Source organism: Microbacterium sp. NPDC058345, from assembly GCF_042723855.1.
GTDB lineage: Bacteria > Actinomycetota > Actinomycetes > Actinomycetales > Microbacteriaceae > Microbacterium.
This window is the reverse complement of sequence record NZ_JBHXIG010000003.1, coordinates 39,837-63,062: the sequence shown is the minus strand read 5'-3', so window position 1 is coordinate 63,062 and position 23,226 is coordinate 39,837. Positions and strand designations below refer to the sequence as shown.

Genomic DNA, 23,226 nt, shown 5'->3' with positions numbered 1-23,226 from the left:
GGATCGCGGAACGGCCACCGCGTCCGTCCGCGATCGACACACCCGTCGCCCGGAGGCGACAGCGCCGCGGAGCCGCGTTCGTCTAGACACATGTCATGCTCTTCACCCATGTGCGCCGTGAGCTCACTCGCCGCCGTCGCCAGACGGTGATCCTGGCGACCGGGGTCGCCGCGGCGATCGGCCTGGTGATCGTCGTCGACGCGGCCTCGGAGGGAGTCCGTGAGGCGCAGTCGTCCGTGCTGCAGTCGATGTACGGCGTCGGCACGGATGTGACCGTGAGCGAGAGAGCGGAGCCGGAGAGCGGCAGCGGGATGCGGTTCGAGATCCCGGGCGCGGCCACGGGCGACACCGGGGAGCTGCGGCAGGTGCGGCTCGGTCTTCCGCGTGGCACCGGAACCGTGCCGGCTTCGCTCGTCGACGACATCGCCCGTCTCGATTCCGTCGCCGGCGTCGGCGGAGGCCTGACGCTGAACAACACCACGCTCAGCGGTACGCTCCCCCCGGCCGGAGAGCGAACGGACCGACGCAGCGCCGGCCCGGGTGCCGGCGCGCTCGACATCGATTCCTTCACGGTCAGCGGTGTCGACCCTTCCGCCGAGATGGTCGGCCTGCTGTCGGGTGTGACGGTGGAGGCAGGGCGGCTCCTCGATGAACGCGATCACGGTTCGCACGTCGCGGTCCTGGACAGCTCTTATGCTCTGTCGGCCGGCATCGGGATCGGTGAGAGCGTCACCGTCGAGAATGTGCCGTTCGAGGTCGTCGGGACCGTCGCATCCGCCACGGCCGAGGCGACCACCGCCTCGGACGTCTACGTGCCGCTCGACGTCGCCCAGACGCTCGCAGGGCTCGAGGACCGGCTGAGCACGATCTACGTGCAGGCGCGGTCGGCGGCGGGGATCGAGGAGCTCGAGGCCGAGCTCGCAGCGCTTTCACCGACCGCGACGGTGCAGACGCAGGCCGAGCTCGCCGGCGATGTGACCGGCTCACTGGGCGCGGCGTCCGATCTGGTCAGCGGTCTCGGTACCTGGCTCACAGCGATCGCACTCGCGACCGCGTTCGTCCTGTCGATGCTGTCGGCGGTCACCGGGGTGACGAGGCGCACCCGCGAGTTCGGAACGCTGAAGGCCATCGGATGGAGCAACCAGCGCATCGCCGCGCACGTGGGCGTCGAATCCCTCGTGCACGGGCTTCTGGGCGGCGCGCTGGGTGCACTGGCCGGCCTCGGCGGCGTACTCGTCGTCAATGCCACCGCACCGGTGCTCACGGCCGCACCGCCCCGCCCTGCCCGACCGGTCGGCGCGGGTCTGCCCGGGCTCGCGGATACAGGCACCGAGGTGATCCTCCAGGCTCCGGTCACGCCGCTGATGGTGCTGGCCGCCGTCTCGCTGGCCACCGTCGGTGGCGTGCTCTCCGCTGCCATCGGTGGGTGGCGAGCCGCCGCACTTCGTCCAGCCGCTGCGCTGCGCAGCGTCGAGTGAGGGGAACCCGTGTACACCGTCGAGCACCTGAGCAAGGAGTATCCCGGGAGGAACGGGGCGGTGCGCGCATTGCGCGATGTCACCCTGACCATCCGATCCGGCGAGCTCATCTCCATCCAAGGTCCCACCGGGGGCGGCAAGTCGACGCTGCTGCAGATCCTCGGTGCCCTCGACCGACCGACCAGAGGCCGGGTGCTGTTCCAGGGGAAGGATCTCGCAACGTCATCCGACCGGCTCTTGACCGCGTACCGCGCCCGCCACGTCGGATTCGTGTTCCAGTCGTTCAACCTCATCCCCACGCTCACCGCCCGCGAGAATGTGGAGTCCGCGCTGGTGCCGCTGCGGGTGCCGGCACGCGAGCGGCGCGTACGCGCCCTGGATGCGCTCGAGCAGCTGGGCGTCGGTGACAGGCGCGATCACCTGCCGGCCGAGCTGTCGGGCGGCCAGCAGCAGCGCGTCGCGATCGCACGTGCGATCGTCAAGCGTCCGTCGATCCTGCTCGCGGACGAACCGACCGGGAACCTCGACGGGCAGACGCGGGATGCGGTGCTGGACGCGCTCTCGTCGATCCGGCGCAGTAACGCCATCACGACGGTGATCGTCACACACGACGACCAGGTCGCGCGACGGGCGGAGCGGCGACTGCGTGTGCAACGGGGCGAGGTCACCGCGGAGCGCGGATCATGAGCCGGCACGCGATCGTCATCGGTGCGGGCGTCGCCGGGCTGGCGACGGCGGTGGCGCTGCGCGACGTCGGATGGAGCGTCGAGGTGCACGAGCGGGCCGGCGGCCTCCCTTCCGGCGGGACGGCGCTGGGGATGTGGCCGGAGGCGATGGATGCGCTCCTCCGTCTCGGTGTGGACGAACCCATCCGCCGTTTCGCCGCCCACAGCCGCGGCGCCAGCATCCTGGACCCCCGCGGCGCCGTGGTCGGCCGGATCCCGGCTCGTCGGAGCGCTCATCTCGTCTCTCGTGAGCGGCTGCTTTCCGCGCTGCTCGACCGTCTGCCGTCGGATGCCGTCCACTGGGCGCACCCCGTCACCGCACCGGAGGATCTTCCGGCGACCGATCTCGTGGTCGGCGCCGACGGCATCCGCAGCCGTGTCCGGGCACAGTACTGGGGACGGGGTGCCGAACGAGCGCTCGGCACCGTGGCCTTCCGCGGCGTGCTGGATCGACCCGCCGATTCGGTGACGGAGACGTGGGGACCTGGCGCGCTGTTCGGCCTGACGCCGATGGACGGCAGACGGACGAACTGGTTCGCCTGCCTCCGCCGCGGGCGCGCCGGAGACCCTGGCGACGACGCCGTGCCCGTGCTTCGCCACGCGTTCTCCGCGTGGCATCCGGCGGTGCGGACGGTCGTGGAGGAAGTCGAGGAGGTCGACGTCGACCGCCGCGAGCTCTTCGACGTCTCCATACCCGATCGATGGGTGCGCGGCCGGGTCGCCCTCGTCGGGGATGCCGCGCATGCGATGGCGCCGAACCTCGGTCGTGGCGCCTGCGAATCTCTCCTCGACGCCGTCTCGCTCGCCCGCGCGCTCGACGCCGAGCCGGACGTCCGCTCAGGGCTGCTGCTCTACGACCGGCATCGACGTCCCCGGGGCCGTCGTGTGGTGCGCGCCGCGCGAATGCTCAACCGTGTTGCCACGGCCGAACGTGCCACGCGAGTGCGTGACGCCGCCGTTCGTCTGCTGATGCGGTGACCCGCCACGGCATCCGCGCGGCGACCGCGTGGCGTGCGCCGCGCGGAGTCGGGATGTCGCCTGCGGACGACTCCCCCGCGATGACGGCAGGATCTAGCATGACTGCATGACAGGCAAGGGCCCCGTGGAGGACGGTCACATCGCGCAGCAGCGGCCGTGGGTGCTCGACGCCGTGCTCGGGATGGCAGTGATGCTCATCGTCTCGCTGTTCATCGTGGCCGACATCGAGAACGCCGATCCGGACGGGTGGGCGTACGTATGGGCACTCGGTCTCGGCGGTCTCATGCTCGCCCGCCGGCGGTACCCGGTCGTGGTCGTCGTCCTCTCGGCCGCCGCAGTCCTGTCGTATTATGCGGCGGGATACCCCGCCATCGGCGTCGCCGTGCCCCTCGCCGCTGCGGTGTTCTCCGCGGCGGAGCGCGGGCGGATCACGGCGGCCGTCGTCACGGCGGCGTCCCTCCTGCTCGTGTCCGTCGCATACCGCCTCGCCGTGGGGCAGGCCCCGGCCGTGGTGGTCGGCTACGACCTGCCGGGGCATGCGCTGCTCCTCGGCGGGGCCATCGCCTTCGGTGACAGCGTGCGCTCCCGGCGGTCATTGCGGCAGCGAGCGTCCGAGATCGCGGCATTGGTCGCCGAGCGGTCACAGCGAGAGGCGGAGAAGCAGGCCATGTCCGAACGACTGGTGATCGCCAGAGAGCTGCACGACTCCGTCGGTCACGCGCTGACGGTGGTGACCCTGCATACGCAGATCGCCGAGGAGGCCCTGGATGCCGACGAACGACCGCACCCGGACGAGGTCACCATCCGCGATGCGCTCGGTGTGATCTCCGAGACGGCGTCGGCCTCGTTCGAGGAGCTCCGGCGCACCGTCGCGCGCCTGCGCAAGGAGGACGGCGCAGCACATGCGGCGCCCAGGCTCAGCGAACTGGAGACGGCGATCCGTCCGGCGCGCCAGGCCGGGCTCGCGGTGCGCACGCAGGTGTCGGTGCGATCAGCGCTGCCGCCCGGCGTGGAGGAGGCGATCTACCGGATCGTCCAGGAGTCGATCACGAACGTCGTGCGCCATTCCGCCGCGTCACGAGTAGACGTGGAGATCGCCCAGCGGGAGGGCAGCGTGGACGTCAGCGTCATCAACGACGGGGTGATGGATCGAGCGACGGCGGATTCGCGTGACCGCGTCGAGAAGGGACGCGGTCTCGCTGGGATGCGCGAGCGCGCCACGCTCCTCGGCGGCAGCTTCTCGGCCGGCCGAGAAGAAGGCTCGCGATTCGCCGTGCGCGTGTCGCTTCCGGCGGAGTACGCGCGATGACCACCGTCGTGCTCGTCGATGATCAGGACCTCGTGCGGACCGGATTGCGGACGCTGCTCTCGCGCGACGAGGCGATCCGCGTGGTCGCGGAGGCGACCGACGGGCGTCGCGGCGTCGAAGCGGTGCGCAGGCACCGCCCCGACGTGGTGCTGATGGATCTGCGCATGCCGGTCATGGACGGTATCGAGGCGACGCGGATGATCCGGGCGGACGACCTTCTCGCGGGTACCAGCGTCGTGGTTCTCACGACGTTCGACGACGACCGGGACATCGTCGAGGCCATCCGGGCCGGCGCCGTCGGCTATCTGCTCAAGAACACGCCCCGCGACGAGCTGCGCTCCGCCGTCCACCGCGCGGCGAGCGGTGAGCGCCTGCTGTCGCCGGCGATCACCGAGCGGCTGATGGACATGGTGGCGACGGGGCCCGGCGCACCCTCACCCGACCCCCGGCTGGCGTTCCTCAGCACCCGCGAGCTCGAGGTGCTCGGCCGGATCGGCCACGGCGACACGAACGATGAGATCGCCGCCCGGCTGCACCTGAGCCCGGCCACCGCACGAACCTACGTCAGCCGCATCCTCGCGAAGCTCGGCGCTCGTGACCGACCGGAGTTGGTGGTGATCGCGCACAGATCCGGGCTGGTCGTGGAGTGACCGATCACGCCGCCGGTCGGCGCATGAACCAGGTCGGTACGCCGAGAACGTCCTCTTCGCCGACGATCGCGTAACCGAACCGGCTGTAGAAGTCCACTGCTTCGGGGCGGTCCGTCTCCAGGTATCCGACCGCACCCACCGCATCCAGCCTCCCGACGTGACGCAGCAGCAGCAGACTGCCGATGCCTCTGCCGCGGAGGTGGCGATCGACCGACACCGGGCCGAGATGCACGTGCGGTTCCGTCGGGTCATGACGCGCCCATATCCCGTTCCATTCGAGCAGCCGCGAGAGCGTCGGCGCTCCGAGCGCCGAGGCGGTCGCCAGCAGTCTCATCCGTGCCGAGGCGCCCGGCTGGCATCGTCCTGGCGCGGCGGCGGCGGCGACGCCGATGAGCTCACCGGCCTGCTCCACACCCTCGATGTCCAGCGCTGCCGACGTCGCCAGCAGCGTTCGCGTGATCCGCGCGTGACAGCGGGCGCGGTGTCGCTCATCACCTCGGTACACGGCGGCATGGACGGGATTGTCGGCCATCCCTCGCCCGAGGAGCGCCGCGACGTCGTTCGCGGCGGTGCGGTCGAGGCGGACGACGTTCAGGTTCGGCTCGTGGATGCTCACGTCGGTCCTTGCTGGTCGGGGGATGATGCACGGACATCCTGCTCGTCATCCGAGGGCGCCGAAGCCCTCGGCGGGCGACTCTTCCTGCGATCCCGGAGGACGGTCGCGTCGCTCCGGGGCGACCTCGCCTGTCGACCGGCGACGGCGCGGAGCGGGGCGCACGGCCGGCACCATGAGGATGGGCTGACCGGGCGGCCGAGCAGTTCCGTCGAGCAGTGCGAGCGAATGCGGGGGCGACATGCTGGCCACGATCTTCGCGTCCGTGCTGGTCTGCGGTTACGTGATCGCTCTCGGCCTCGTCGTCCGCTGGCTGCTCGGGGCGCCGATCGGCGCCGTGCGCACCGTGCTCGCCGGCGTCGTCGGGTTCTTCCTCGTGCTGCCCGCCGCCTTCCTCGCGGCCGGTGCCACGGCGATCGACGCGGAACGACTGGGGCAGGTCGAGACCCTTCCCGGCGACGTCGCCGTCGTGCTCGTCTCTGCACTGTGGGTGTTGGCGCTGAGCGCGGCCTTCGTGGTCGCCTCCGAGTTGCTCTGGCCGTCCCGACGGAGCGTCGGCCTGCTCGCGCGCCTTCGAGGCTGGCGGGACCGCCTTCGCCGGACGGCGCGCTACGTCCAGATCGTCCGCATCGCGATGCGGCACGGCCTGGGGCCGTTGCTCCGTGGCGGCGCCGTGCGCCTCGACGAACTGGGGCCACCGCTGGTGAGCGCGCTGAACGAGGCCGGCGTCGCCTTCGTCAAGCTCGGTCAGGTGCTCGCGTCTCGGCGGGATGTGGTGCCGGCAGCGCTGGCCGATCGGCTCGCGACACTGCAGACTCAAGCCGTCCCCGAGAGCTGGGATGACGTCGGGGCTCTGCTCCAGGCAGAGCTCGGCAGGCCCCCATCGGACGTGTTCGCTCACCTCGACCCGATTCCTCTCGCCGCAGCATCGATCGGCCAGGTTCACGTCGGGACGCTCGCCGACGGTCAGGAGGTCGTCGTCAAGGTCCAGCGCCCGCGCGCCCGCGCGCAGGTGGAGGTCGACATCGACATCGCCCTTCGCGTCTGCCGGCGGATCGAGGCGCGCTCGGATGACGCGCGCCGCGCAGGCCTGCATCGTCTGATGGACGAGCTCGCCGCATCTCTGCGCGCCGAGCTCGACTACCGCGTCGAGGGCCGCAACCTCGCTCTGATGCGATCGGCGGCCACGCGCGGCCGGCCGCGGATCACCATCCCGCGGGTGCACCTCGACGCCTCGACACGTCGGGTGCTGATCATGGAGCGCGTCGCCGGCACCCCGTTGACCTCCGCTGCATCCGTCATCGGAGCGCTTCCGGCCTTGCGACGACGCGAGGTCGCCGCAGAGCTGATCGACGTCGTGCTGCAGCAGATCCTCATCGACGGCGTGTTCCACGCCGACCTCCACTCCGGGAACATCCTGATCGACGGACGCGGGGAGCTCGCCCTGATCGATTTCGGGTCTGTCGCGGTGCTCGATCGCGAGCAGCGCGAGCTGCTGGTGTGCTTCTTCTCGGCGCTGCGGGCGGAAGACGCCCGCTCCGCGGTCGTCGCGGTGCGTCACCTCACCCTCGGCCGCGACGCGTTCGACGACCATGCGCTGCGCCGCGACATCGGCGAGCTGTTCACCCTCACCGCGCTCGAACCCGACACCGCGGTGCTGAGCGACCGGCTGCTGCGTCTGCTCCACCGCCACGGGCTCGCCGTACCCGGCAACCTGGCTGCGGCCGTGCGGACCCTGGCGACGCTTCAGGACGCTGTGGCGTCACTCGATCCCGGCTCGGACTACGCAGATCTCATCCTCGATCGAGTCGGCGACACGGCCACGCGGACCCTCGACCCCCGCAGACTCCCCCGTCTGGCTGCCGCACAGGCGATGGCCCTCGGGCAGTACCTGCGCCGGCTGCCTGGCAATCTCGACATCCTGACGGAGGCGCACACGGCATCGGCGAGGTCGAGTGGCGCCAGGGAGAGCTCCCGGCGCGGATGGCGGCTCCGCATCCTCACCGTCCTGAGCGGATGTGCGTTCGGCGCGCTCCTGTGCGCCGCCGCGTTCGTCCTCCTGCTGCAGACCGGCGGTCCTTCGCTTCCTCCCGGCGTCGCCGTCCTTCCCCTGGTCGGCGCCGTTCTGGGATCCGCAGGCCTCATCATCGGCCTCCGTTCCGTGATCGCCCTGCACCGGCTCTCGTCGAGCACACGATGATCCGATCGGGTTCCTCGCACCGAGTCGATGCGGATGTCTCCCTCGTGCGACCGAGTTGTCGCCTCAGGGCAGACGCTGCAGCCCGACTCCGCCGCCTACCGTGGCGGCATGATTCATGACACGCCCTCCGCCCCTCCCCGGAAGACCGGTCTCGGGTTCCCGTTCGTCGCACTGGTCGGCCTTGCGGCCCTCGGGCTTCCACGGGTGATCCTGCATGACCTCCACATCATCGAGCAGAACGACGTCCTGAACTGGGTGCTCGCCCTGGGCCCGATGGCGATCTGGGTCGCGGCTGCCGTGGTCAGGAAGGTTCCGAGTCCGTTCATCACGGTGCTGATCATCGGCGTCATCTTCGGTGCGATGCTCGTCATCACCCATCAGGTCCTCTGGGACGCGGCGTACCAGGGCGATCCACCGGCGCTCGGCGACAGCCCGGCTGCTGCCGTCATCCCGCGCGTGGCGGCCGTGTTCAGCGGAATGTTCACCAGCGCGCTCACCGGTGCCGTCTGCGGCCTCATCGCGTGGGGTATCCAGTCGGCCGCCAAGCGCACGAGCGCCTGACGACTCTGCGAACGGAGAAGGATGACTTCCTCACCTGAAGATCACACGAATAACCGCAGCTTCGGCGCTCCTCCCGACCCACCGGCGCCGCGCGCGACCTCGCCCCGCCCTGCGGGCCCCGTGCGCGTCCTCGCCGTGACCGCCCTCGGGCTCGCGGCCGGACTCCTGTGCGGTTTCCTGATTCAGGATGCGGTCGCCATCGCGCTTGTGGCCGGCGGAGCGCTGAATGGGCGAGCGGGCGACCTTCCCCTGGAGCTCGCGATGCTGTTCGGGCTCCTGATGCCGACGTTCGCGATCATCGGCGTCGTCGTGGCGATGCTGGTCGACCGTCGCATCCGGCGGCGATGAATCCGTCCGCCGCGCTCGCGCCGCGCCTGACGGCTGTTCCGGAGAACCCTACATTCCATTTGTTCCGAATCGCAGGATCACCCTGCTCACAGAAGGCATGCCAGCACCATCGATACGGTGCTCGAGAGGAGACATCATCATGTGGATCGCCTACTGGGCCGCGGCCGGCTCTCTCACCGCCCTCTTCCTCGTGGCGGGCGTCACCAAGCTGCTGCGGTCGAGAACCGCGCTCAAGACCGCCGGCATGGGTTACGTCGATGACTTCACCGATGCTCAGGTGAAGCTGATCGGCGCAGCGGAGATCGCGGGGGCCGCCGGGCTCATCCTGCCGATGCTCTCGGGGATCGCGATGGGGCTCAGCCCGGTCGCCGGGTTCTCGCTCGCCGCCCTCATGGCCGGCGCGGTCATCACGCACGCGCGTCGCGGCGAGCCGTTCCTGGTTCCCCTTGTGCTCGCTGTCGGGTCGGTTGCCGCGGCGGTTCTGGGCCTCCTCCTCCTCGGCTGAGCGCTCACACCGACGACGTGCGGCAGAGGGGTGCGGCGCTACTTGCCCATGCCGAGGGTGAGCCCCTCGGTGAGCCGGCGCCCCAGCCACAGGTAGATCGAGCGGGAATCCCGAGGCGAGCAGGAAGTACAGCGTCAGCGAGCTTGTCACTCGGTTCTCGACCCGGCTGAGGTAGTAGGCCGCGGACGCGGCGATCACGACGGTGAGGAAGGACGACACGACGGTCGTGACGACGCTGCACCGCTGACCCCCGCTGCGTGGATCAGAAACGCACCCCGCTGGTACGGGAAGGTGCGTTTCTGATCCACGCCGGCGTCGTCCGGGCAGGGGCGCAGGGCGAGGGGCTCAGCGCACCGGGTCGAGCAGCGGGATGTCGTAGCGGTGCGGCGTGCCGAAGCGGTGCGCGGTGACCGACACCGCCTGCTCGCGCAGGAACGTCAGCATCTCGACGCGACCCGCCGACACGACCGGGTTGGCGTAGATCGCCAGGCTCGGCGAGCCGTCCACGGCGGACGCGGTCGCGGCGGCATCCGCCCCGATCACCCGCACCCGTCCGCCCGCAGCCGCCAGGCGCTTCGCGTGGGCTGTCCACGTGTCGGCGTCCTCGGTGACGACGACGACATCGTGGGCGCCGAGCCAGGTCACGACGGATGCCGGCAGCGCGGCCGCGGTGCTCACGGTGACCCGTGCCCGCACGCGCAGGCCCGCGGCGACGACGCGGATGAGTTCAGCGAGGCGCTCGCCCGCGAAGCGCACGGTCACCGGCAGCGCCTGGTAGCGCAGCGCGTTCTGCTCGGTGGTCAGGCCGGTGGCGTCACGAACGACGCCGAACTCCCCCGCCCACGCGTCGATGTCGGTCGCCAGCGCACCGCGCAACCACGCCGCGTCGTCGCCGTCGACCAGTGCGGCGGCCGACCGGCCCAGCTCGTCGAGCTCCGTGGCGGTCGACACCGCGGCATCCGTCCACTCCGACAGGCCGACGAGGTAGTTCGGGCCGCCCGCCTTCGAACCGGCGCCCACGGCGGCCTTCTTCCAGCCGCCGAAGGGCTGGCGCTGCACGATCGCGCCGGTCGTGCCGCGGTTGACGTACACGTTGCCCGCCTGGATGCGAGCGAGCCACTGCTGGATCTCGTCCTCGTCGAGCGAGTGGATGCCGCTGGTCAGCCCGTAGTCGATGTCGTTGACGATGTCGATCGCCTCGGTCAGGCTCTCGGCGGTCATGATGCCCAGCACCGGCCCGAAGTACTCCACGCGGTGGAACTCGCTGCCGCGCTGCACGCCGTCACGGATGCCGGGGCGCCACAGCTGCCCCGCGTCGTCGAGCTTCTCGGGCTCGAGCAGCCACGACTGACCGGGATGCAGCTCGGTGAGGGCGCCGAGCAGCTTGCCCTCTGCCGGGCCGATCAGCGGTCCGATGCGATTGCTGCCGTCGCTCGGGTCGCCCACCTCATAGGCGCGCACGGCGTCGACAAGCTGACGGCGGAAGCGCTCCGACCGCGCCGCCGAACCCACCAGCACGACGAGGGATGCGGCCGAGCACTTCTGGCCGGCGTGACCGAAGGCGGAGTACGCGACATCCTTCGCGGCCAGGTCGAGGTCGGCAGAGGGCGTCACGATGATGGCGTTCTTGCCGCTCGTCTCGGCGAGCAGCGGCAGGTCGGGGCGGAAGCTGCGGAACAGCTCGGCCGTCTCGTAGCCGCCGGTGAGGATCACGCGGCCGACGGCCGGGTCGCTGACCAGCCTGGTGCCGAGCTCGCGGCCGTCGAGCTGCACGTATTGCAGCACGTCGCGGGGCACGCCGGCCTCCCACAGCGCCTCGACCATCACGGCACCCGAGCGACGCGCCTGGCGGGCGGGCTTGATGATGACGGGCGACCCGGTGGCCAGGGCCGAGAGCACCGATCCGGCCGGGATGGCCACCGGGAAGTTCCACGGCGGGGTGACGACGGTGAGCCCGACCGGCTGCATGACCGCGCCGTCGACGTCGGCGAGCTTCTTCGCGCTCTCCGCGTAGTAGTGCGCGAAGTCGATCGCCTCCGACACCTCGGGGTCGCCCTGCTCGATGACCTTGCCGGCCTCGGAGCCCATGACCTCGAGCAGCTCGGCACGACGCGCCTCGAGCACGTCACCCGCGCGGTGCAGGATCTCGGCGCGGCCGTCGGCGCCCAGCGCGCGCCAGGCCTCGCCGGCGGCGACGCCCGCTGCGATGCGCTCGGAGACCTGGTCGACCTCGTTCAGGGTGTTCGCCGCGACGGTGTCGTTCCCGAGCGTGGAGTCCTTCATGCGGGAGCGGATGCTGTCGCCCCATGCCCGATTGGCGGCCAGCGACGGGTCGGTGTCGGGCGTGTTCTCGAAGCCGTCGCGCGGTGCGGGTGCGGCCGCCTCGAGACGGTTCTGCACGCGGTTCGGACCCGGCACCTCCGCGGGCATCGTCTCGACCGAGGCCAGGAAGCGCTGCTTCTCGCGCTCGAAGAGCGCAGCATCCGTGTCGAGGTCGAAGACGGCCGACATGAAGTTCTCGTGCGATGCGCCCTCTTCGAGACGGCGGATCAGGTAGGCGATCGCGACGTCGAACTCGTCGGGGTGCACGACGGGCGTGTAGAGCAGCAGTGAGCCGACGGTGCGCTTGACGACCTCGGCCTGCGCCGACGCCATGCCCAGCAGCATCTCGAACTCGATGCCCTGCGTCACGCCGCGCTGCTCAGCGAGCAGCCAGGCCAGCGCGATGTCGAACAGGTTGTGGCCGGCGACGCCGATGCGCACGTGGCCGATGTGCTCGGGGCGCAGCGCGTAGTCGAGCACGGCCTTGTACGAGGAGTCGGACTGCTGCTTGGTCGACCAGGTCGCCAGCTCCCAGCCGTGCGACTCGGCATCGACGGTCTCCATGGGCAGGTTGGCGCCCTTCACGACGCGCACCTTGATGGGTGCGCCGCCGGCCGCGACGCGTGCGGCGGCCCACTCCTGCAGGCGGATCATCGCCGACAGGGCGTCGGGCAGGTAGGCCTGCAGCACGATGCCGGCTTCGAGGTTCGTGAACTCGGGACGGTCGAGGATCGCGGTGAAGACCGCGATCGTCAGGTCGAGGTCCTTGTACTCCTCCATGTCGAGGTTGATGAACTTGCCGCGCTTCACCGCGATGTCGTACAGCGGACGCAGCGCCGCGGCGGCGTGCTGCACGGCCTCGTCGAAGGCCCACGGGCTGTGCGGAGCGACGGTCGACGACACCTTGATGGAGACGTAGTCGACATCGTCGCGCTGCAGCAGGCGACGGGTTCCCTCGAGACGCCGAGCGGCCTCCTCCTTGCCGAGGATGGCCTCGCCGAGCAGGTTGATGTTCAGGCGCACGTTCTCGGCCGAGCGGATGCGGCGGATCGCGGAGCCCAGCTGCGAGTCACGCGCGTCGACGATCAGGTGGCGCACCATGCCGCGCAGCACGCGCCGGCTGATCGGCACCACGATGCCGGGCAGGATCGGCGCGAACGCGCCGCCGAGGGCGATGGCACCGCGCAGCGGGGCGGGCAGGAACTTCGGGGTGAGCGGCACGAGCTCGCGCAGCTTTCGGGCGGCGACCTTCGTGTCCTCGGGCCGGACGACGCCGTCGACGAAGCCGACGGTGAAGTCGAGGCCGTTCGGGTCGCGCAGCACGCCGGCGAGGCGCTGGGCGGCGACGTCGACAGGGATGTCGCGGCTCTCCGCGAGCCAGCGGCGCACCAGCGCGACGGCGTCGTCGGCGAGGGCGGCCAGTTCGGCACGGGATTCGGGGGTGGATGCCGCGGAGGGGGCGGACACGGAGGTGCTCATGGTCTCAGGATGACGCGCCGCACCCGATATGAAAAGCGAACGTTCCTGAAGGATAATGTTCGATGTCAACGAATGGTGAGGAGCCCCCGCGATGTTCGAGCTGCGCCGCTTGCGACTGCTGCATGAGCTGTCATTGCGCGGCACCATCGCCGAGGTGGCGGCGTCGCTCTCGTACAGCCCTTCCACGGTGTCGCAGCAGCTTGCGCTGCTGGAGCGCGAGGCAGGCGTGGCCCTGCTCGAGCCCGACGGACGCCGGGTCCGGCTGACGCCTCAGGGGCGGATGCTGGCGGAGCACGCCGCCCGTGCTCTGGACCTCGACGAGAGGGCCCGTGCCGCCCTAACCGCGCACACCGGCTGGCAGCCGGTTCGGCTGGCAGCCATGCCCACCGCCGCCGAGACCATCGTCCCCGCCGCGCTCACGCTGCTCGCCGAGCGCGCGCCGGAGCTGCGCGTCGAGCTGGCCGAGCTCGCGCCCGAGGAGAGCCTGTTCGAGCTGTGGGCGCGCCGCTTCGATCTCGTCATCGCCGAGCAGTATCCCGGATACACCCGCGAGCGCCGTGACGGCGTCGTGCACGAGCTGCTCGGCGACGACCCGATCCGCATCGCGCTGCCCTCGCTCGAGCCTCCGACCCCCTTGGCACAGTTGCGCGATCACGCCTGGGTGATGGAACCCGAGGGCACGGCGGCGCGCCAGTGGGCCGTGCAGCAGTGCCGCGCCGCCGGCTTCGAACCGGACGTGCGCTTCGACGCGGCCGACCTGACCGCGCATGTGCGGCTGATCGCCGCCGGCCATGCCGTGGGGATGCTCCCCGATCTCATCTGGGGCGATGAGCCCAGCCCGCTCACCGTCGCCGATCTGCCGGGATCGCCGGTGCGCGAGGTGTTCACAGCCGTGCGCGCGGCATCCCGCGACGACGAGGCGGTCGAGCTGGTACGCGCCGCGCTCGCGGACGCGTTCGCGGCACACAGACGGGTCAGCCCGTAGCGTCCGACGGCACTCGCCCGCGTCAGACCGACCGGACGCGGGCGTGCGGCATCCGCTCACGCATGACGCGGATCGCCTCCGGACTGTGGTCGACGAGAACGGCGTCGCGGCCGAGCGCCGACGCCACCGCGCCCGTCGTGCCGGAGCCGGCGAACAGGTCGAGCACCCGGTCGCCGGGTCGGCTGGAGGCCTGCACGATGCGGCGCAGCACGCCCTCGGGCTTCTGCGTCGGGTACCCGGTCTTCTCACGCCCGGTGGTCGGCACGATGGTGTGCCACCAGACATCGGTGGGCAGCTTGCCCCGCGCCGCCTTCTCTGGCGTCACCAGGCCGGGCGCCATGTACGGCTCGCGGTCGACCTCGTCGGAGTTGAAGACGTACGCGCGCGGGTTCTTCACGTAGACCAGGATCGTGTCGTGCTTGGTGGGCCAGCGTCGGCGCGACTTGGCTCCGTAGTCGTAGGCCCAGATCAGCTCGTTGAGGAACGCATCCCGCCCGAACACGGCATCGAGCATGACCTTGGCGTAGTGCGCCTCGCGGTAGTCGAGGTGCAGGTACAGGGTGCCGTCGTCGGCGAGCAGCCGCCACGCCTCCGCGAGGCGCGGCATGAGGAAATCGCCGTAGTCGTCGAAGCGGTCGTCGTAGGTGCGCAGCATCCCGCGCACCCGCTCATAGGCGTGGCCGTGGAAACCGTGCCGGATCTCCTTCGCCGCGACCGGCTCCGACGGCCCCGGCTCGTCGGCGCTCGCCGGCAGGTTGCGGCGCGCCTCGATGATCTGGCGCTCCTGCGCGCGTCCGGTGTTGAACGGCGGATCGAGGTAGATCAGCGTGAAGGATGCCGACGGCAACGCGCCCGCGACGAGGAGGTTGTCACCCTCGATGATCTCCACCGATCCGGGTGGTTCGTCCCGCTTCTCCCGCTTCACGCGAGGCGCCGGGATCATGGGACCCGGTGCAGCCACGCCTCGGTGGCGAATTTCGACTCCACCAGCGCCTCCGCGTCGGCGTACTCGTCTGCGGTGATCGCGCCGTCCTCGGCGCCTGTGAGGGATCGGAAGGTCTCCTTGAACCGCTCGATGATCTCGGAGCGGGCCATGCCCGTCTGAGTGCGCAGCGGGTCGACCCGCTTGGCAGCCGAGGTCGTGCCCTTGTCGCTGAGCTTCTCGCGGCCGATGCGCAGCACCTCGGTCATCATCTGGCCGTCGATGTCGTACGAGATGGTGGCGTGGTGCAGCACTCCGCCGTTGGCGAGGCGCTTCTGCGCGGCGCCGCCGATCTTGCCCGTCGGCGAGGCGATGTCGTTGAGCGGCTGGTACGTCGCGTCGACCCCGACCGAGCGCAGCGCCTGCAGCACCCAGTCGTCGAGGAACGCATAGGAGTCGGCGAACGTCATGCCCTGCACGAGGGATGCGGGAACGTACAGCGAGTACGTGATGATCTGGCCGGCCGCCATCAGCATCGCCCCGCCGCCCGAGATGCGGCGCACCACATCGAAGCCGTGCTTCGCGGCACCGTCCGGATCGACCTCGTTGCGATACGACTGGAACGACCCGATCACGACGGCCGACTCGTCCCACTCCCAGATGCGCAGCGTGGGCCGGCGGCGGCCCTCCCCGACCCGGGCGGTGAGCACCTCGTCGAGGGCGAGGTTCATCCGCGGCGAGACGGCCTTCTCGTGCACGATCTCCCAGTCGAAGTCCCGCCAGCCCGGCGCGGTGACCAGCGCTCGGCGCACGGCCGTTCCGACGGCCTCGGGCGAGAATCCGAGCAGCTGAGCGCCGTCGGGAAGCGCACTGCGCACGGCGGCGGCGATCGTCGACGCGTCCGTCTCGACGGGCATCCCCTCGACCGCGGCGTTGATGGCGTCGAGCGCCGTGTCGGGCTCGAGGAAGAAGTCGCCCGCCAGCCGGAAGTCGCGGATCAGCCCGTTCTCGACCTGCAGGTCGACGACGACGAGCTTTCCGCCTGGGACCTTGTACTCACCATGCACGTGTCCAGCTTAGGCGGGCCGACGCACCGGAGCTCAGGCCTCGGCGGGCACGTGCTTGTCGAGCCAGGCCAGCAGGTCGGCGCGGACCTCTGCTTGATTGAGCTCGTTGAACAGCTCGTGCCGTGCGTCGGGATAGACGAGCGTCGTCACGTCGGAGAGACCGGAACGCCGGCGGTACGCATCGGCGAGCTTGTGCACGCTGCGCGGCCCGCCCACCGGATCGTCGCGTCCGACCAGCAGCAGCACGGGCACGTCGCGTTCCAGGTCGCGGCGCGGCCGGCCGTACAGCCGCGCCGCCTCGACGGGACCGAACAGCCGCAGCAGCGGCGTCTCGGTGGTCAGCGGATCGTCGCGGAACGCCTTCCAGACGGCCGAATCACGCGACAGCCACTCCAGCCCGTCGGCATCCGGCCCCTTCCAGCGCGCGTTCAGCGGCGCGGCGTTCAGATCGGCCGGCGTGAGGTGCGCCGAGCCGCTCAGCACGACGGCGTCATACGCCGTCGGATTCTCGTTGAGCAGCTTCTGCGCGAGGAACGATCCCCACGAGTGGCCGATCAGCACGAGCGGCAGCTCGGGGTGCTCGGTGCGGATGATGTCGGTCAGCTGCGCGCATGCCGCCACCGCGGCCCGCAGCCCTCCGGGTCCGAGCCGGCCCAGTCTCGCCGGCCCGCCGTGCTGCCGGATGCCGGTGCGCCCATGCCCGCGATGGTCGTCGGCGTAGACGTGGAATCCCGCGCTCGTGAGCGCGTCGATCACCGCGCCGTACCGCCCGGCGTGCTCGCCCACGCCGTGCAGCAGCTGCACCGCGCCCCTCGGCGTGCCGACCGCGTCGTACACGTCGTACACGATGGGGATCCCGTGAGCGTCGGTGAACTCCGTCGTCCGCATCGTCGTCATGGTGCGAGTCTACGGACGCGCGGCCGCGCCGACACCCTCGCGCGACGCGTGACTCACCGGTAGTACGGAAAAGCGGGGTAGACGTATCCCGCCGCCCAGAATGGCGTGTAGCCGTAGTAGTCGAGCACGTTCTGGTTGTACTCCTGGTCGTTGATGAGCTCGGGGTCGTACGTGGGGGCGCCCGCCAGGTGCTCGCGGCTCTGATCGACCCGCACCTCATCGTCGCCGACACTCGTCACCGCATCGACGGGGATGTACGACTTGTGCTCGCCGATGCCGAGGAATCCGCCGGAGGCGACCACGAGGAATCGGACCTTGTTCTCCGTGGTGTCGATCAGCAGGCCTTCGACCTCACCGACCTCCTCGCCGCCGGCATCCCTGACGGTCCTGCCGCGGATGTCGTCCTCGGCTGCGACCGTGCGGTCGCTGTCCTGCAGTGTGACCAGTTCGTTGTCCATGTCGGTCTCCTTCCCGTTCTGTCGCAAGCCTGCCCTCGGACAGCGGCGAACGCGAGGGGGTGGCGTGACGTCCACGGAGCACGCATACTGGCGCCACGAGGGCGTGCGGACGACGGCCGGGGGCGACGGTTATCGGGACTCTACGGTCACGGTCGGGCAGCCGTGCCGGCGGGCCGGAGCACCGCGGCGAGCGCCGATACGACGGCGCGAGCGATGTCGGCGTCGGTGACCTCGTGGCCGCCGACGCCGTCGGCTGCAGAACCCATCCGCACCGAGCCGCTCGCGCCGACGATGTCGGAGACGACGGTGCGCTTCGCCGAGAAGTGCACCGCGTCGACGCCGGTGGCCGCGATCTCGCCGACGTTCGCGGCGTTCACCCCGCTGCCGGCCATCACCTCGATCGCCCCGTCGGCTTCGGCGACGAGCGCGCGCAAGACGTCGAGTCCGTCGACGGCCGACGACGCCCCTCCCGAGCTGAGCACGCGTCGCATCCCGAGCTCGCGCGCGACGCGCAGCGCCGCGACGGGGTCCGGCGTCACGTCGATGGCGCGGTGGAGGGTGACGGATGCTCCGCCGGCCGCGTCCACCAGCATGGCGAGAGCATCGCGGTCGAGCGCTCCGTCGGGCCGCTGGCATCCGATCACCACGCCGTGCGCACCGGCACCGAGTGCGTGGCGGATGTCGCGCACGGTGAGGTCGAGCTCGTCGACGTCGTAGTGGAAGCCGCCGGCGCGCGGGCGCACCAGCACATGCACCTCTGGTCCGGTGTCGCCCGCCGCCTCGAGCGCAGCCTCGACCGTCGCGGCGGACGGAGTGAGGCCTCCGAGGGCCAGTGCCTGCCCGAGTTCGACACGAGCGGCGCCGATCTCGCGAGCGATGCGGATTCCGGCGGTGTCTTGGACGGCGAGTTCGAACGCGAGGGGCATCCCACTATTTTCTCACCGGCCAGCGCCGATTCCGCGCACGGTGCGCTCGGCGGTGCAGGTCGCGCTTTCCGTCGGGCGGCAAAGTTAGTTAGACTATCTAAGTAATGACCGCCTCCCCCGAAGATCTCGACGACACGGCGACGGAACTCCGCTTCGCCGTCTTCCGGCTCGCCCGTCGCCTGCGCTCAGCCCGCGCGCTCGACGCGATGAGCGACGCACAGCTCGCCGTGCTCGCCGCGCTGCGCATGCACGGGCGGCACACGCTCTCCCGCCTCGCCGAGCGCGAGCGCGTGACGGCTCCCACGATGAGCGCCATGATCAACGGACTCGCCGAGCAGGGCTTCGTCGTGCGCATCCCCGACGACGAGGACCGTCGTCGCGTGCATGTCGAGATCACCGAGCAGGGTGCGAACGTCGTCGCCGAGACGATCCGCCGCCGCGACGAGCTGCTGGCGGGCATGCTGCGCGAGGTCGATCTCGACGATCACGACCTGTCGGTGCTGCGAGAGGCGTCCGTACTGCTGAGGAAGGTGGCGGAGGGATGATCCGCAAACCCACTCGCCGCTCCGCCGGCACGTCACGCCGAGCCGCCGGGCGCGGAACCCCGGCGATGTTCCGCTCATTCCGCTCGTTCAACTACCGGACGTGGTTCTTCGGCGCCGTCATCTCGAACATCGGCGGTTGGATGCAGGCCACTGCGCAGGACTGGGTGGTGCTCACCGAGCTGACCGACAACGACGCGACCGCGATGGGCGCGACGATGGCCCTGCAGTTCGGTCCGCCGCTGGTGCTCGTGAGCCTGACCGGGTGGGTCGCCGACCGCTTCGATCGGCGCCGGGTGCTGCTGGTCACCCAGTCGACGCTGATGCTGCTGGCCGTGGCGATCGCCGTGCTGCTGCTCACCGGCGTGATGACGCTGCCGCTCATGCTGTGCTTCGCCGCCGCGTTCGGCATCACCAACGCCTTCGACGCGCCCGCCCGTCAGGCGTTCGTCTCCGACATGGTGAGCATCGACGACACCTCGAACGCCGTAGCCCTGAACTCCGCGTCGTTCAACATGGCGCGGCTGATCGGCCCGGCGGTGGGTGGTCTGCTGATCGTCGCGCTCGGCTCGGGCTGGGTGTTCGTCGCGAACGCCGTCACGTTCCTCGCGATGCTGATCGCGTTGATGCTGATCCGCACAAGAGAGCTGATCCCCCGCGTCGTCAGCAGCCGCAGTGGCGGGGGCCTCGCCGCCGGCTTCCGCTATGTGCTCGGTCGGCCCGACCTGCTCGTGGTCTTCGTGATGGTGTTCCTGATCGGCGCATTCGGGATGAACTTCCCGATCTTCGCCTCGACCATGGCGCTCGAGTTCGGTCGCGGCGCCGACGGCTACGGCCTGCTCAGCTCGGTGCTGGCGATCGGCTCGCTGGCGGGAGCCCTGCTCGCCGCACGGCGCGACCGCGCACGCGTGCGGGTGCTGGTGTTCGCGGCGGGCGGGTTCGGGGTGGCATCCGTCGTCTCCACGCTGATGCCCTCGTACTGGACCTACGCGGCCGTGCTCGTGTTCGTCGGCTTCTCGACCGTCACCATGCTCACCACGGCGAACGGGTACGTGCAGACCACGACGGATGCGGGATTGCGCGGTCGCGTGCTCGCGCTGTACATGGCGGTGATCATGGGGTCCACGCCCATCGGCGCTCCGATCGCCGGGTGGATCGTCGACGCGTTCTCCGCACGCACCTCGATCATGGTCGGCGGCCTCGCCGGCATCCTGGCGTTCTCGATCGGCATCGGCTGGATGCTGTGGTCGGGTCGCCTGCATCGCCAGGAGCACACCCGCTTCCTGCTCACGCTCGACGAGACGCGGCCCCTGTCGGTCGTGCGGGCCATGGACCCGGCGTCCTTCGACGACCACACCACCGCGACGACGCCGATCCGGCTGCCACGCGAAGGCGACCGGCGAGCGGACTGACCCGTGCACCGGCACCCGCGCGCGCTGCTGCCGGCCCTCGGCGCCGATCGGCGTCCACCTCCCGCCGAGCACCCACACAACGTGACGCGGTTCCTGTCAATGCCCTCGCCGCCGTCGGCGGCGCCCTCTAACGTCGCTGTCATGAACGATCAGCAGAGCGACACGGGCCAGCATCCGCACACGCCGGGCCAGGACCCGAGCGGCAGCGGGGAGCCCCGTCAGCCCCAGGGCGCCACCGGTCAGGACGACGCACCCTCGCGCAGCCCGGTCGTCCCCGAGTCGCAGCGCAGCGACACCGACGGCGCGGCCGACGCCGCGACGCCCGGAGACACCGGCGCCGGCGGGCACACCGGCGAACCGGAGGACAACCCTGCGCACAACACCGCCCCCGACGGGCAGCGCGGCGAGCGCGACGACGCGCCCCTGGGCGGCGACGAGACCACCGAGGAGCAGCTCGAGGCCGACACCGCCGTCGAGGAGGACGCGCTCAAGGGGCTCGACCCCGACGACTCCCCCGCCTGAGCGAACGTCAGCTCTCGAGCAAACGTCAGCCCTCGAGCACGAGACGCAGCTGCTCGACCGCCCAGTCGAGTTCCGTGGCGCGGATGACCAGCGGCGGTGCGATCCGGATGGTCTGACCGTGCGTGTCCTTGACGAGCACGCCGCGATCGAGCAGTTTCTCGGCGACCTCGCGTCCCGTTCCGACGGCGGGATCGATGTCGACGCCGGCCCAGAGGCCGGCGATGCGCACCCCCGTCACGCCGTGGCCGATCAGCGGCTCGAGTCTGCCCGCCAGGTGAGCGCCCAGCGCGCGTGCGCGCTCCTGGAACTCACCGGATGCGAGCATCTCGACCACCCGTTCGCCGACGGCCGCGGCGAGCGGGTTGCCGCCGAAGGTCGAGCCGTGCTCGCCGGGGCGGATGACGCCCAGCACATCGCTGTTGCCGACCACGGCCGACACCGGCAGCAGGCCCCCGCCCAGCGCCTTGCCGAGCAGGTACAGGTCGGGCACGACGCCCTCGCGGTCGCAGGCGAAGGTCTCGCCCACCCGGCCGAGACCGGACTGGATCTCATCGGCGATGAACAGCACGTCGCGCTCGTCGCAGATCTCGCGGATGCGGCGCAGGTAGCCCTCCGGAGGGATGATCACGCCGCCCTCGCCCTGGATCGGCTCGATGAGCACGGCGGCGGTGTCGTCGGTGATCGCGTCCGCGATCGCGTCGGCGTCGCCGTACGGGACGACGTCGAACCCGGGCGTGTAGGGCCCGAAGTCGGCGCGCGCCTGCTCATCGTCGCTGAAGCTGACGATGGTCGTGGTGCGCCCGTGGAAGTTGCCCGCGGCGACGATGATGCGCGCCCGGCCCTCGGCGATGCCCTTGACGCGGTAGCCCCAGGCGCGTGCGACCTTGATGCCGGTCTCGACGGCTTCGGCGCCGGTGTTCATCGGCAGCACCATCTCCTTGCCGCTCAGCCCGGCGAGCGCCGCGGCGAACGGCTCCAGACGGTCGCTGCGGAACGCACGGCTGACCAGCGCGACGCGTCCGAGCTGCTCGGTGAGCGCGGCGACGAGAGCGGGATGGCGGTGACCGAAGTTCACCGCCGAGTAGGCGGCGAGCAGGTCGAGGTAGCGCTTGCCCTCGACATCCGTCACCCATGCGCCTTCGGCGCGCGCGATCGAGACGGCGAGCGGGCTGTAGTTGTTCGCGACGTGCGGCTCCGCGGCCGTCGTCGTCTCCGGCACCACGGCGGTCACTTGGCACCTCGCAGCTCGAGGGTGCAGCATTTGATGCCGCCGCCGCCGAGCAGCAACTCGGAGAGGTCAACGGTGATCGGGTTGTAGCCGCGCTCGCGCAGCTGCTTCTCGAAGCCCTTCGCGCGCGGCGAGATGATGACGTTGTAGCCGTCGCTGGCGGAGTTCAGGCCGAACACGGCGCCGTCGTCATCGGAGACGAGGATCGCGTCGGGGAAGCGCTCCGCGAGGATGGCGCGTCCGGCGTCGTCGAATGCACCGGGGAGGTAGGCGATGTTGGCGCGCTCGGGCCCGCCGTTCTCCACGCCCTGTACCGGGTCGAGCACGGCGATCGCGGTGTCGAGGTGGTAGAACCGCGGGTCGATGAGGTTGAGCGAGACGACCTCGCGGCCGAACACCTCGCCGACCTCGCTGTGGCTGTCGTCCGTCGAGCGGAAACCGGTGCCGGCGAGGATCACGTCGCCCACGAGCAGGAAGTCGCCCTCGCCCTCGTTGACCTGCTCCGGCATCACCGTGTCGAACCCGTTGGCGCGGAACCAGTCGGCGAACGCGGGCGCCTCACCCTGCCGCTCGACGAAGCGGAACTCCGGCACGTAGGCGCGGCCGTCGATCACGAATCCGCCGTTGGCGGTGTAGACCATGTCGGGGTAGCCGGCGAGCGGCTCGATCAACTCGACCTCGTGACCGAGCTCGAGGTACAGGTCGTACAGCGTCTGCCACTGCGCGAGCGCCCTGGCGGTGTCGGTGGGCTTGGCGGGCTCCATCCACGGATTGATGGCGTAGCTGACGGTGAAGTGCTCGGGGCGGCACATCAGGTAGCGGCGGTGGTGTGCGACGCGGGCCGGTGCGGTGGCGGTCGCGATCTCAGGCGTGGACATGGATGCTCCTCAGAAGACGCGGCGGACGCTGTCCAGGGGCCCGGCGGAAGTTCGACCCGCGCCACCCGTTCCGGGCAGCGCGCGGGGAAGATGCGACTCGGGCACGCCGGTCCCATTTTTGCATCCGCGGCCTGGATGTCGCCAGAGCGCGCGCCGCAGAGTGTGCGCCGCAGCGGCGGCGGGTCGCCGAGCGGATTGTCCCACTCGCTGCATCCGCGGGG

Annotated in this window: 22 protein-coding genes; 13 read left to right on the top strand and 9 right to left on the bottom strand. The window is 70.8% G+C overall.

Features of this window, described 5'->3' with window-relative positions:
- Positions 1-95 precede the first annotated feature (95 nt).
- From ACFWH5_RS11970 to ACFWH5_RS11950, 5 genes are all read left to right on the top strand, one after another.
- Positions 96-1,478: an ABC transporter permease gene (locus tag ACFWH5_RS11970; RefSeq protein ID WP_378834902.1), complete on the top strand. Its 1,383-nt coding sequence runs from the start codon at positions 96-98 to the stop codon at positions 1,476-1,478.
- Between the two features lie 9 nt (positions 1,479-1,487).
- Positions 1,488-2,165, top strand: coding sequence for an ABC transporter ATP-binding protein (locus tag ACFWH5_RS11965; protein WP_378834900.1), 678 nt, complete (start codon positions 1,488-1,490; stop codon positions 2,163-2,165).
- Positions 2,162-3,181 carry an FAD-dependent monooxygenase gene (locus tag ACFWH5_RS11960; RefSeq protein WP_378834899.1) on the top strand — a complete coding sequence of 340 codons (1,020 nt, stop codon included), beginning with the start codon at positions 2,162-2,164 and terminating at the stop codon, positions 3,179-3,181. The genes ACFWH5_RS11965 and ACFWH5_RS11960 overlap by 4 nt, the downstream gene beginning before the upstream one ends.
- Positions 3,182-3,287: 106 nt before the next feature.
- Positions 3,288-4,490: a sensor histidine kinase gene (locus ACFWH5_RS11955; RefSeq protein WP_378834898.1), complete on the top strand. Its 1,203-nt coding sequence runs from the start codon at positions 3,288-3,290 to the stop codon at positions 4,488-4,490.
- Positions 4,487-5,140 carry a response regulator gene (locus ACFWH5_RS11950; RefSeq protein ID WP_378834896.1) on the top strand — a complete coding sequence of 218 codons (654 nt, stop codon included), beginning with the start codon at positions 4,487-4,489 and terminating at the stop codon, positions 5,138-5,140. Before ACFWH5_RS11955 ends, ACFWH5_RS11950 begins: the two co-directional genes overlap by 4 nt.
- Before the next feature lie 4 nt (positions 5,141-5,144).
- Here ACFWH5_RS11950 and ACFWH5_RS11945 read toward each other — a convergent pair whose 3' ends face one another.
- Positions 5,145-5,756, bottom strand: a complete 612-nt coding sequence (locus ACFWH5_RS11945) for a GNAT family N-acetyltransferase (protein ID WP_378834895.1) — start codon at positions 5,754-5,756, stop codon at positions 5,145-5,147.
- Between the two features lie 238 nt (positions 5,757-5,994).
- Between ACFWH5_RS11945 and ACFWH5_RS11940 the strand changes: the two genes are divergently transcribed.
- From ACFWH5_RS11940 to ACFWH5_RS11925, 4 genes are all read left to right on the top strand, one after another.
- Positions 5,995-7,953, top strand: a complete 1,959-nt coding sequence (locus ACFWH5_RS11940) for an ABC1 kinase family protein (protein WP_378834894.1) — start codon at positions 5,995-5,997, stop codon at positions 7,951-7,953.
- A 108-nt stretch (positions 7,954-8,061) separates the two neighbouring features.
- Positions 8,062-8,514: a hypothetical protein gene (locus tag ACFWH5_RS11935; RefSeq protein ID WP_378834893.1), complete on the top strand. Its 453-nt coding sequence runs from the start codon at positions 8,062-8,064 to the stop codon at positions 8,512-8,514.
- Positions 8,515-8,649: 135 nt separating this feature from the next.
- Positions 8,650-8,862, top strand: a complete 213-nt coding sequence (locus ACFWH5_RS11930; protein WP_378834892.1) for a hypothetical protein — start codon at positions 8,650-8,652, stop codon at positions 8,860-8,862.
- 139 nt (positions 8,863-9,001) lie between these two features.
- Positions 9,002-9,367 carry a DoxX family protein gene (locus ACFWH5_RS11925; RefSeq protein WP_378834891.1) on the top strand — a complete coding sequence of 122 codons (366 nt, stop codon included), beginning with the start codon at positions 9,002-9,004 and terminating at the stop codon, positions 9,365-9,367.
- A gap of 345 nt (positions 9,368-9,712) precedes the next feature.
- Here ACFWH5_RS11925 and ACFWH5_RS11920 read toward each other — a convergent pair whose 3' ends face one another.
- The gene (locus ACFWH5_RS11920; RefSeq protein WP_378834890.1) at positions 9,713-13,168 is read right to left on the bottom strand and encodes a bifunctional proline dehydrogenase/L-glutamate gamma-semialdehyde dehydrogenase; all 3,456 of its coding nucleotides are present in this window, start codon (positions 13,166-13,168) and stop codon (positions 9,713-9,715) included.
- A 91-nt stretch (positions 13,169-13,259) separates the two neighbouring features.
- Here ACFWH5_RS11920 and ACFWH5_RS11915 point away from each other — a divergent pair, with 91 nt between their 5' ends.
- Positions 13,260-14,153 (top strand): LysR family transcriptional regulator, encoded by an 894-nt coding sequence (locus ACFWH5_RS11915; RefSeq protein ID WP_378834889.1) that lies wholly within the window; start codon positions 13,260-13,262, stop codon positions 14,151-14,153.
- A 22-nt stretch (positions 14,154-14,175) separates the two neighbouring features.
- Here the strand turns inward: ACFWH5_RS11915 and ACFWH5_RS11910 are convergent, their stop codons facing one another.
- From ACFWH5_RS11910 to ACFWH5_RS11890, 5 genes are all read right to left on the bottom strand, one after another.
- Positions 14,176-15,096 carry a DNA-methyltransferase gene (locus tag ACFWH5_RS11910; protein ID WP_378835768.1) on the bottom strand — a complete coding sequence of 307 codons (921 nt, stop codon included), beginning with the start codon at positions 15,094-15,096 and terminating at the stop codon, positions 14,176-14,178.
- Entirely contained in the window at positions 15,093-16,142 is a 1,050-nt protein-coding gene (locus ACFWH5_RS11905; protein WP_378834888.1) for a lipoate--protein ligase family protein, read from the bottom strand. The genes ACFWH5_RS11910 and ACFWH5_RS11905 overlap by 4 nt, the downstream gene beginning before the upstream one ends.
- Positions 16,143-16,175: 33 nt before the next feature.
- Positions 16,176-17,030: an alpha/beta fold hydrolase gene (locus ACFWH5_RS11900; protein WP_378835766.1), complete on the bottom strand. Its 855-nt coding sequence runs from the start codon at positions 17,028-17,030 to the stop codon at positions 16,176-16,178.
- A gap of 62 nt (positions 17,031-17,092) precedes the next feature.
- Positions 17,093-17,497 (bottom strand): PRC-barrel domain-containing protein, encoded by a 405-nt coding sequence (locus tag ACFWH5_RS11895; protein ID WP_378834887.1) that lies wholly within the window; start codon positions 17,495-17,497, stop codon positions 17,093-17,095.
- Positions 17,498-17,643: 146 nt separating this feature from the next.
- Positions 17,644-18,423, bottom strand: a complete 780-nt coding sequence (locus ACFWH5_RS11890) for a copper homeostasis protein CutC (RefSeq protein WP_378834886.1) — start codon at positions 18,421-18,423, stop codon at positions 17,644-17,646.
- 104 nt (positions 18,424-18,527) lie between these two features.
- Here ACFWH5_RS11890 and ACFWH5_RS11885 point away from each other — a divergent pair, with 104 nt between their 5' ends.
- The 3 genes from ACFWH5_RS11885 to ACFWH5_RS11875 all read left to right on the top strand — a co-directional run bounded on the left by ACFWH5_RS11885 (position 18,528) and on the right by ACFWH5_RS11875 (position 20,899).
- Complete coding sequence (locus ACFWH5_RS11885; RefSeq protein WP_378834885.1) at positions 18,528-18,968, top strand: MarR family winged helix-turn-helix transcriptional regulator; 441 nt, start codon at positions 18,528-18,530, stop codon at positions 18,966-18,968.
- Between the two features lie 65 nt (positions 18,969-19,033).
- Positions 19,034-20,377, top strand: coding sequence for an MFS transporter (locus ACFWH5_RS11880; protein ID WP_378835763.1), 1,344 nt, complete (start codon positions 19,034-19,036; stop codon positions 20,375-20,377).
- A gap of 141 nt (positions 20,378-20,518) precedes the next feature.
- Positions 20,519-20,899 (top strand): hypothetical protein, encoded by a 381-nt coding sequence (locus ACFWH5_RS11875; RefSeq protein ID WP_378834883.1) that lies wholly within the window; start codon positions 20,519-20,521, stop codon positions 20,897-20,899.
- A gap of 25 nt (positions 20,900-20,924) precedes the next feature.
- Here the strand turns inward: ACFWH5_RS11875 and rocD are convergent, their stop codons facing one another.
- On the bottom strand, positions 20,925-22,130 hold the full coding sequence (rocD, locus tag ACFWH5_RS11870; protein ID WP_378834882.1) for an ornithine--oxo-acid transaminase: 1,206 nt from the start codon (positions 22,128-22,130) through the stop codon (positions 20,925-20,927).
- The gene (gene ddaH, locus ACFWH5_RS11865) at positions 22,127-23,005 is read right to left on the bottom strand and encodes a dimethylargininase (protein ID WP_378834881.1); all 879 of its coding nucleotides are present in this window, start codon (positions 23,003-23,005) and stop codon (positions 22,127-22,129) included. Before ddaH ends, rocD begins: the two co-directional genes overlap by 4 nt.
- Positions 23,006-23,226: the final 221 nt, after the last annotated feature.

Coding starts and splice junctions, on each gene's coding strand:
- ACFWH5_RS11925 (WP_378834891.1), top strand. CDS start 9,002: ATGTGGATCGCCTACTGGGCCGCGGCCGGCTCTCTCACCGCCCTCTTC.
- ACFWH5_RS11955 (WP_378834898.1), top strand. CDS start 3,288: ATGACAGGCAAGGGCCCCGTGGAGGACGGTCACATCGCGCAGCAGCGG.
- ACFWH5_RS11940 (WP_378834894.1), top strand. CDS start 5,995: ATGCTGGCCACGATCTTCGCGTCCGTGCTGGTCTGCGGTTACGTGATC.
- ACFWH5_RS11880 (WP_378835763.1), top strand. CDS start 19,034: ATGTTCCGCTCATTCCGCTCGTTCAACTACCGGACGTGGTTCTTCGGC.
- ddaH (WP_378834881.1), bottom strand. CDS start 23,005: ATGTCCACGCCTGAGATCGCGACCGCCACCGCACCGGCCCGCGTCGCA.
- ACFWH5_RS11935 (WP_378834893.1), top strand. CDS start 8,062: ATGATTCATGACACGCCCTCCGCCCCTCCCCGGAAGACCGGTCTCGGG.
- ACFWH5_RS11895 (WP_378834887.1), bottom strand. CDS start 17,497: ATGGACAACGAACTGGTCACACTGCAGGACAGCGACCGCACGGTCGCA.
- ACFWH5_RS11950 (WP_378834896.1), top strand. CDS start 4,487: ATGACCACCGTCGTGCTCGTCGATGATCAGGACCTCGTGCGGACCGGA.
- ACFWH5_RS11970 (WP_378834902.1), top strand. CDS start 96: ATGCTCTTCACCCATGTGCGCCGTGAGCTCACTCGCCGCCGTCGCCAG.
- ACFWH5_RS11900 (WP_378835766.1), bottom strand. CDS start 17,030: ATGCGGACGACGGAGTTCACCGACGCTCACGGGATCCCCATCGTGTAC.
- ACFWH5_RS11960 (WP_378834899.1), top strand. CDS start 2,162: ATGAGCCGGCACGCGATCGTCATCGGTGCGGGCGTCGCCGGGCTGGCG.
- ACFWH5_RS11885 (WP_378834885.1), top strand. CDS start 18,528: ATGACCGCCTCCCCCGAAGATCTCGACGACACGGCGACGGAACTCCGC.
- ACFWH5_RS11915 (WP_378834889.1), top strand. CDS start 13,260: ATGTTCGAGCTGCGCCGCTTGCGACTGCTGCATGAGCTGTCATTGCGC.
- ACFWH5_RS11890 (WP_378834886.1), bottom strand. CDS start 18,423: ATGCCCCTCGCGTTCGAACTCGCCGTCCAAGACACCGCCGGAATCCGC.
- ACFWH5_RS11910 (WP_378835768.1), bottom strand. CDS start 15,096: ATGATCCCGGCGCCTCGCGTGAAGCGGGAGAAGCGGGACGAACCACCC.
- ACFWH5_RS11920 (WP_378834890.1), bottom strand. CDS start 13,168: ATGAGCACCTCCGTGTCCGCCCCCTCCGCGGCATCCACCCCCGAATCC.
- ACFWH5_RS11875 (WP_378834883.1), top strand. CDS start 20,519: ATGAACGATCAGCAGAGCGACACGGGCCAGCATCCGCACACGCCGGGC.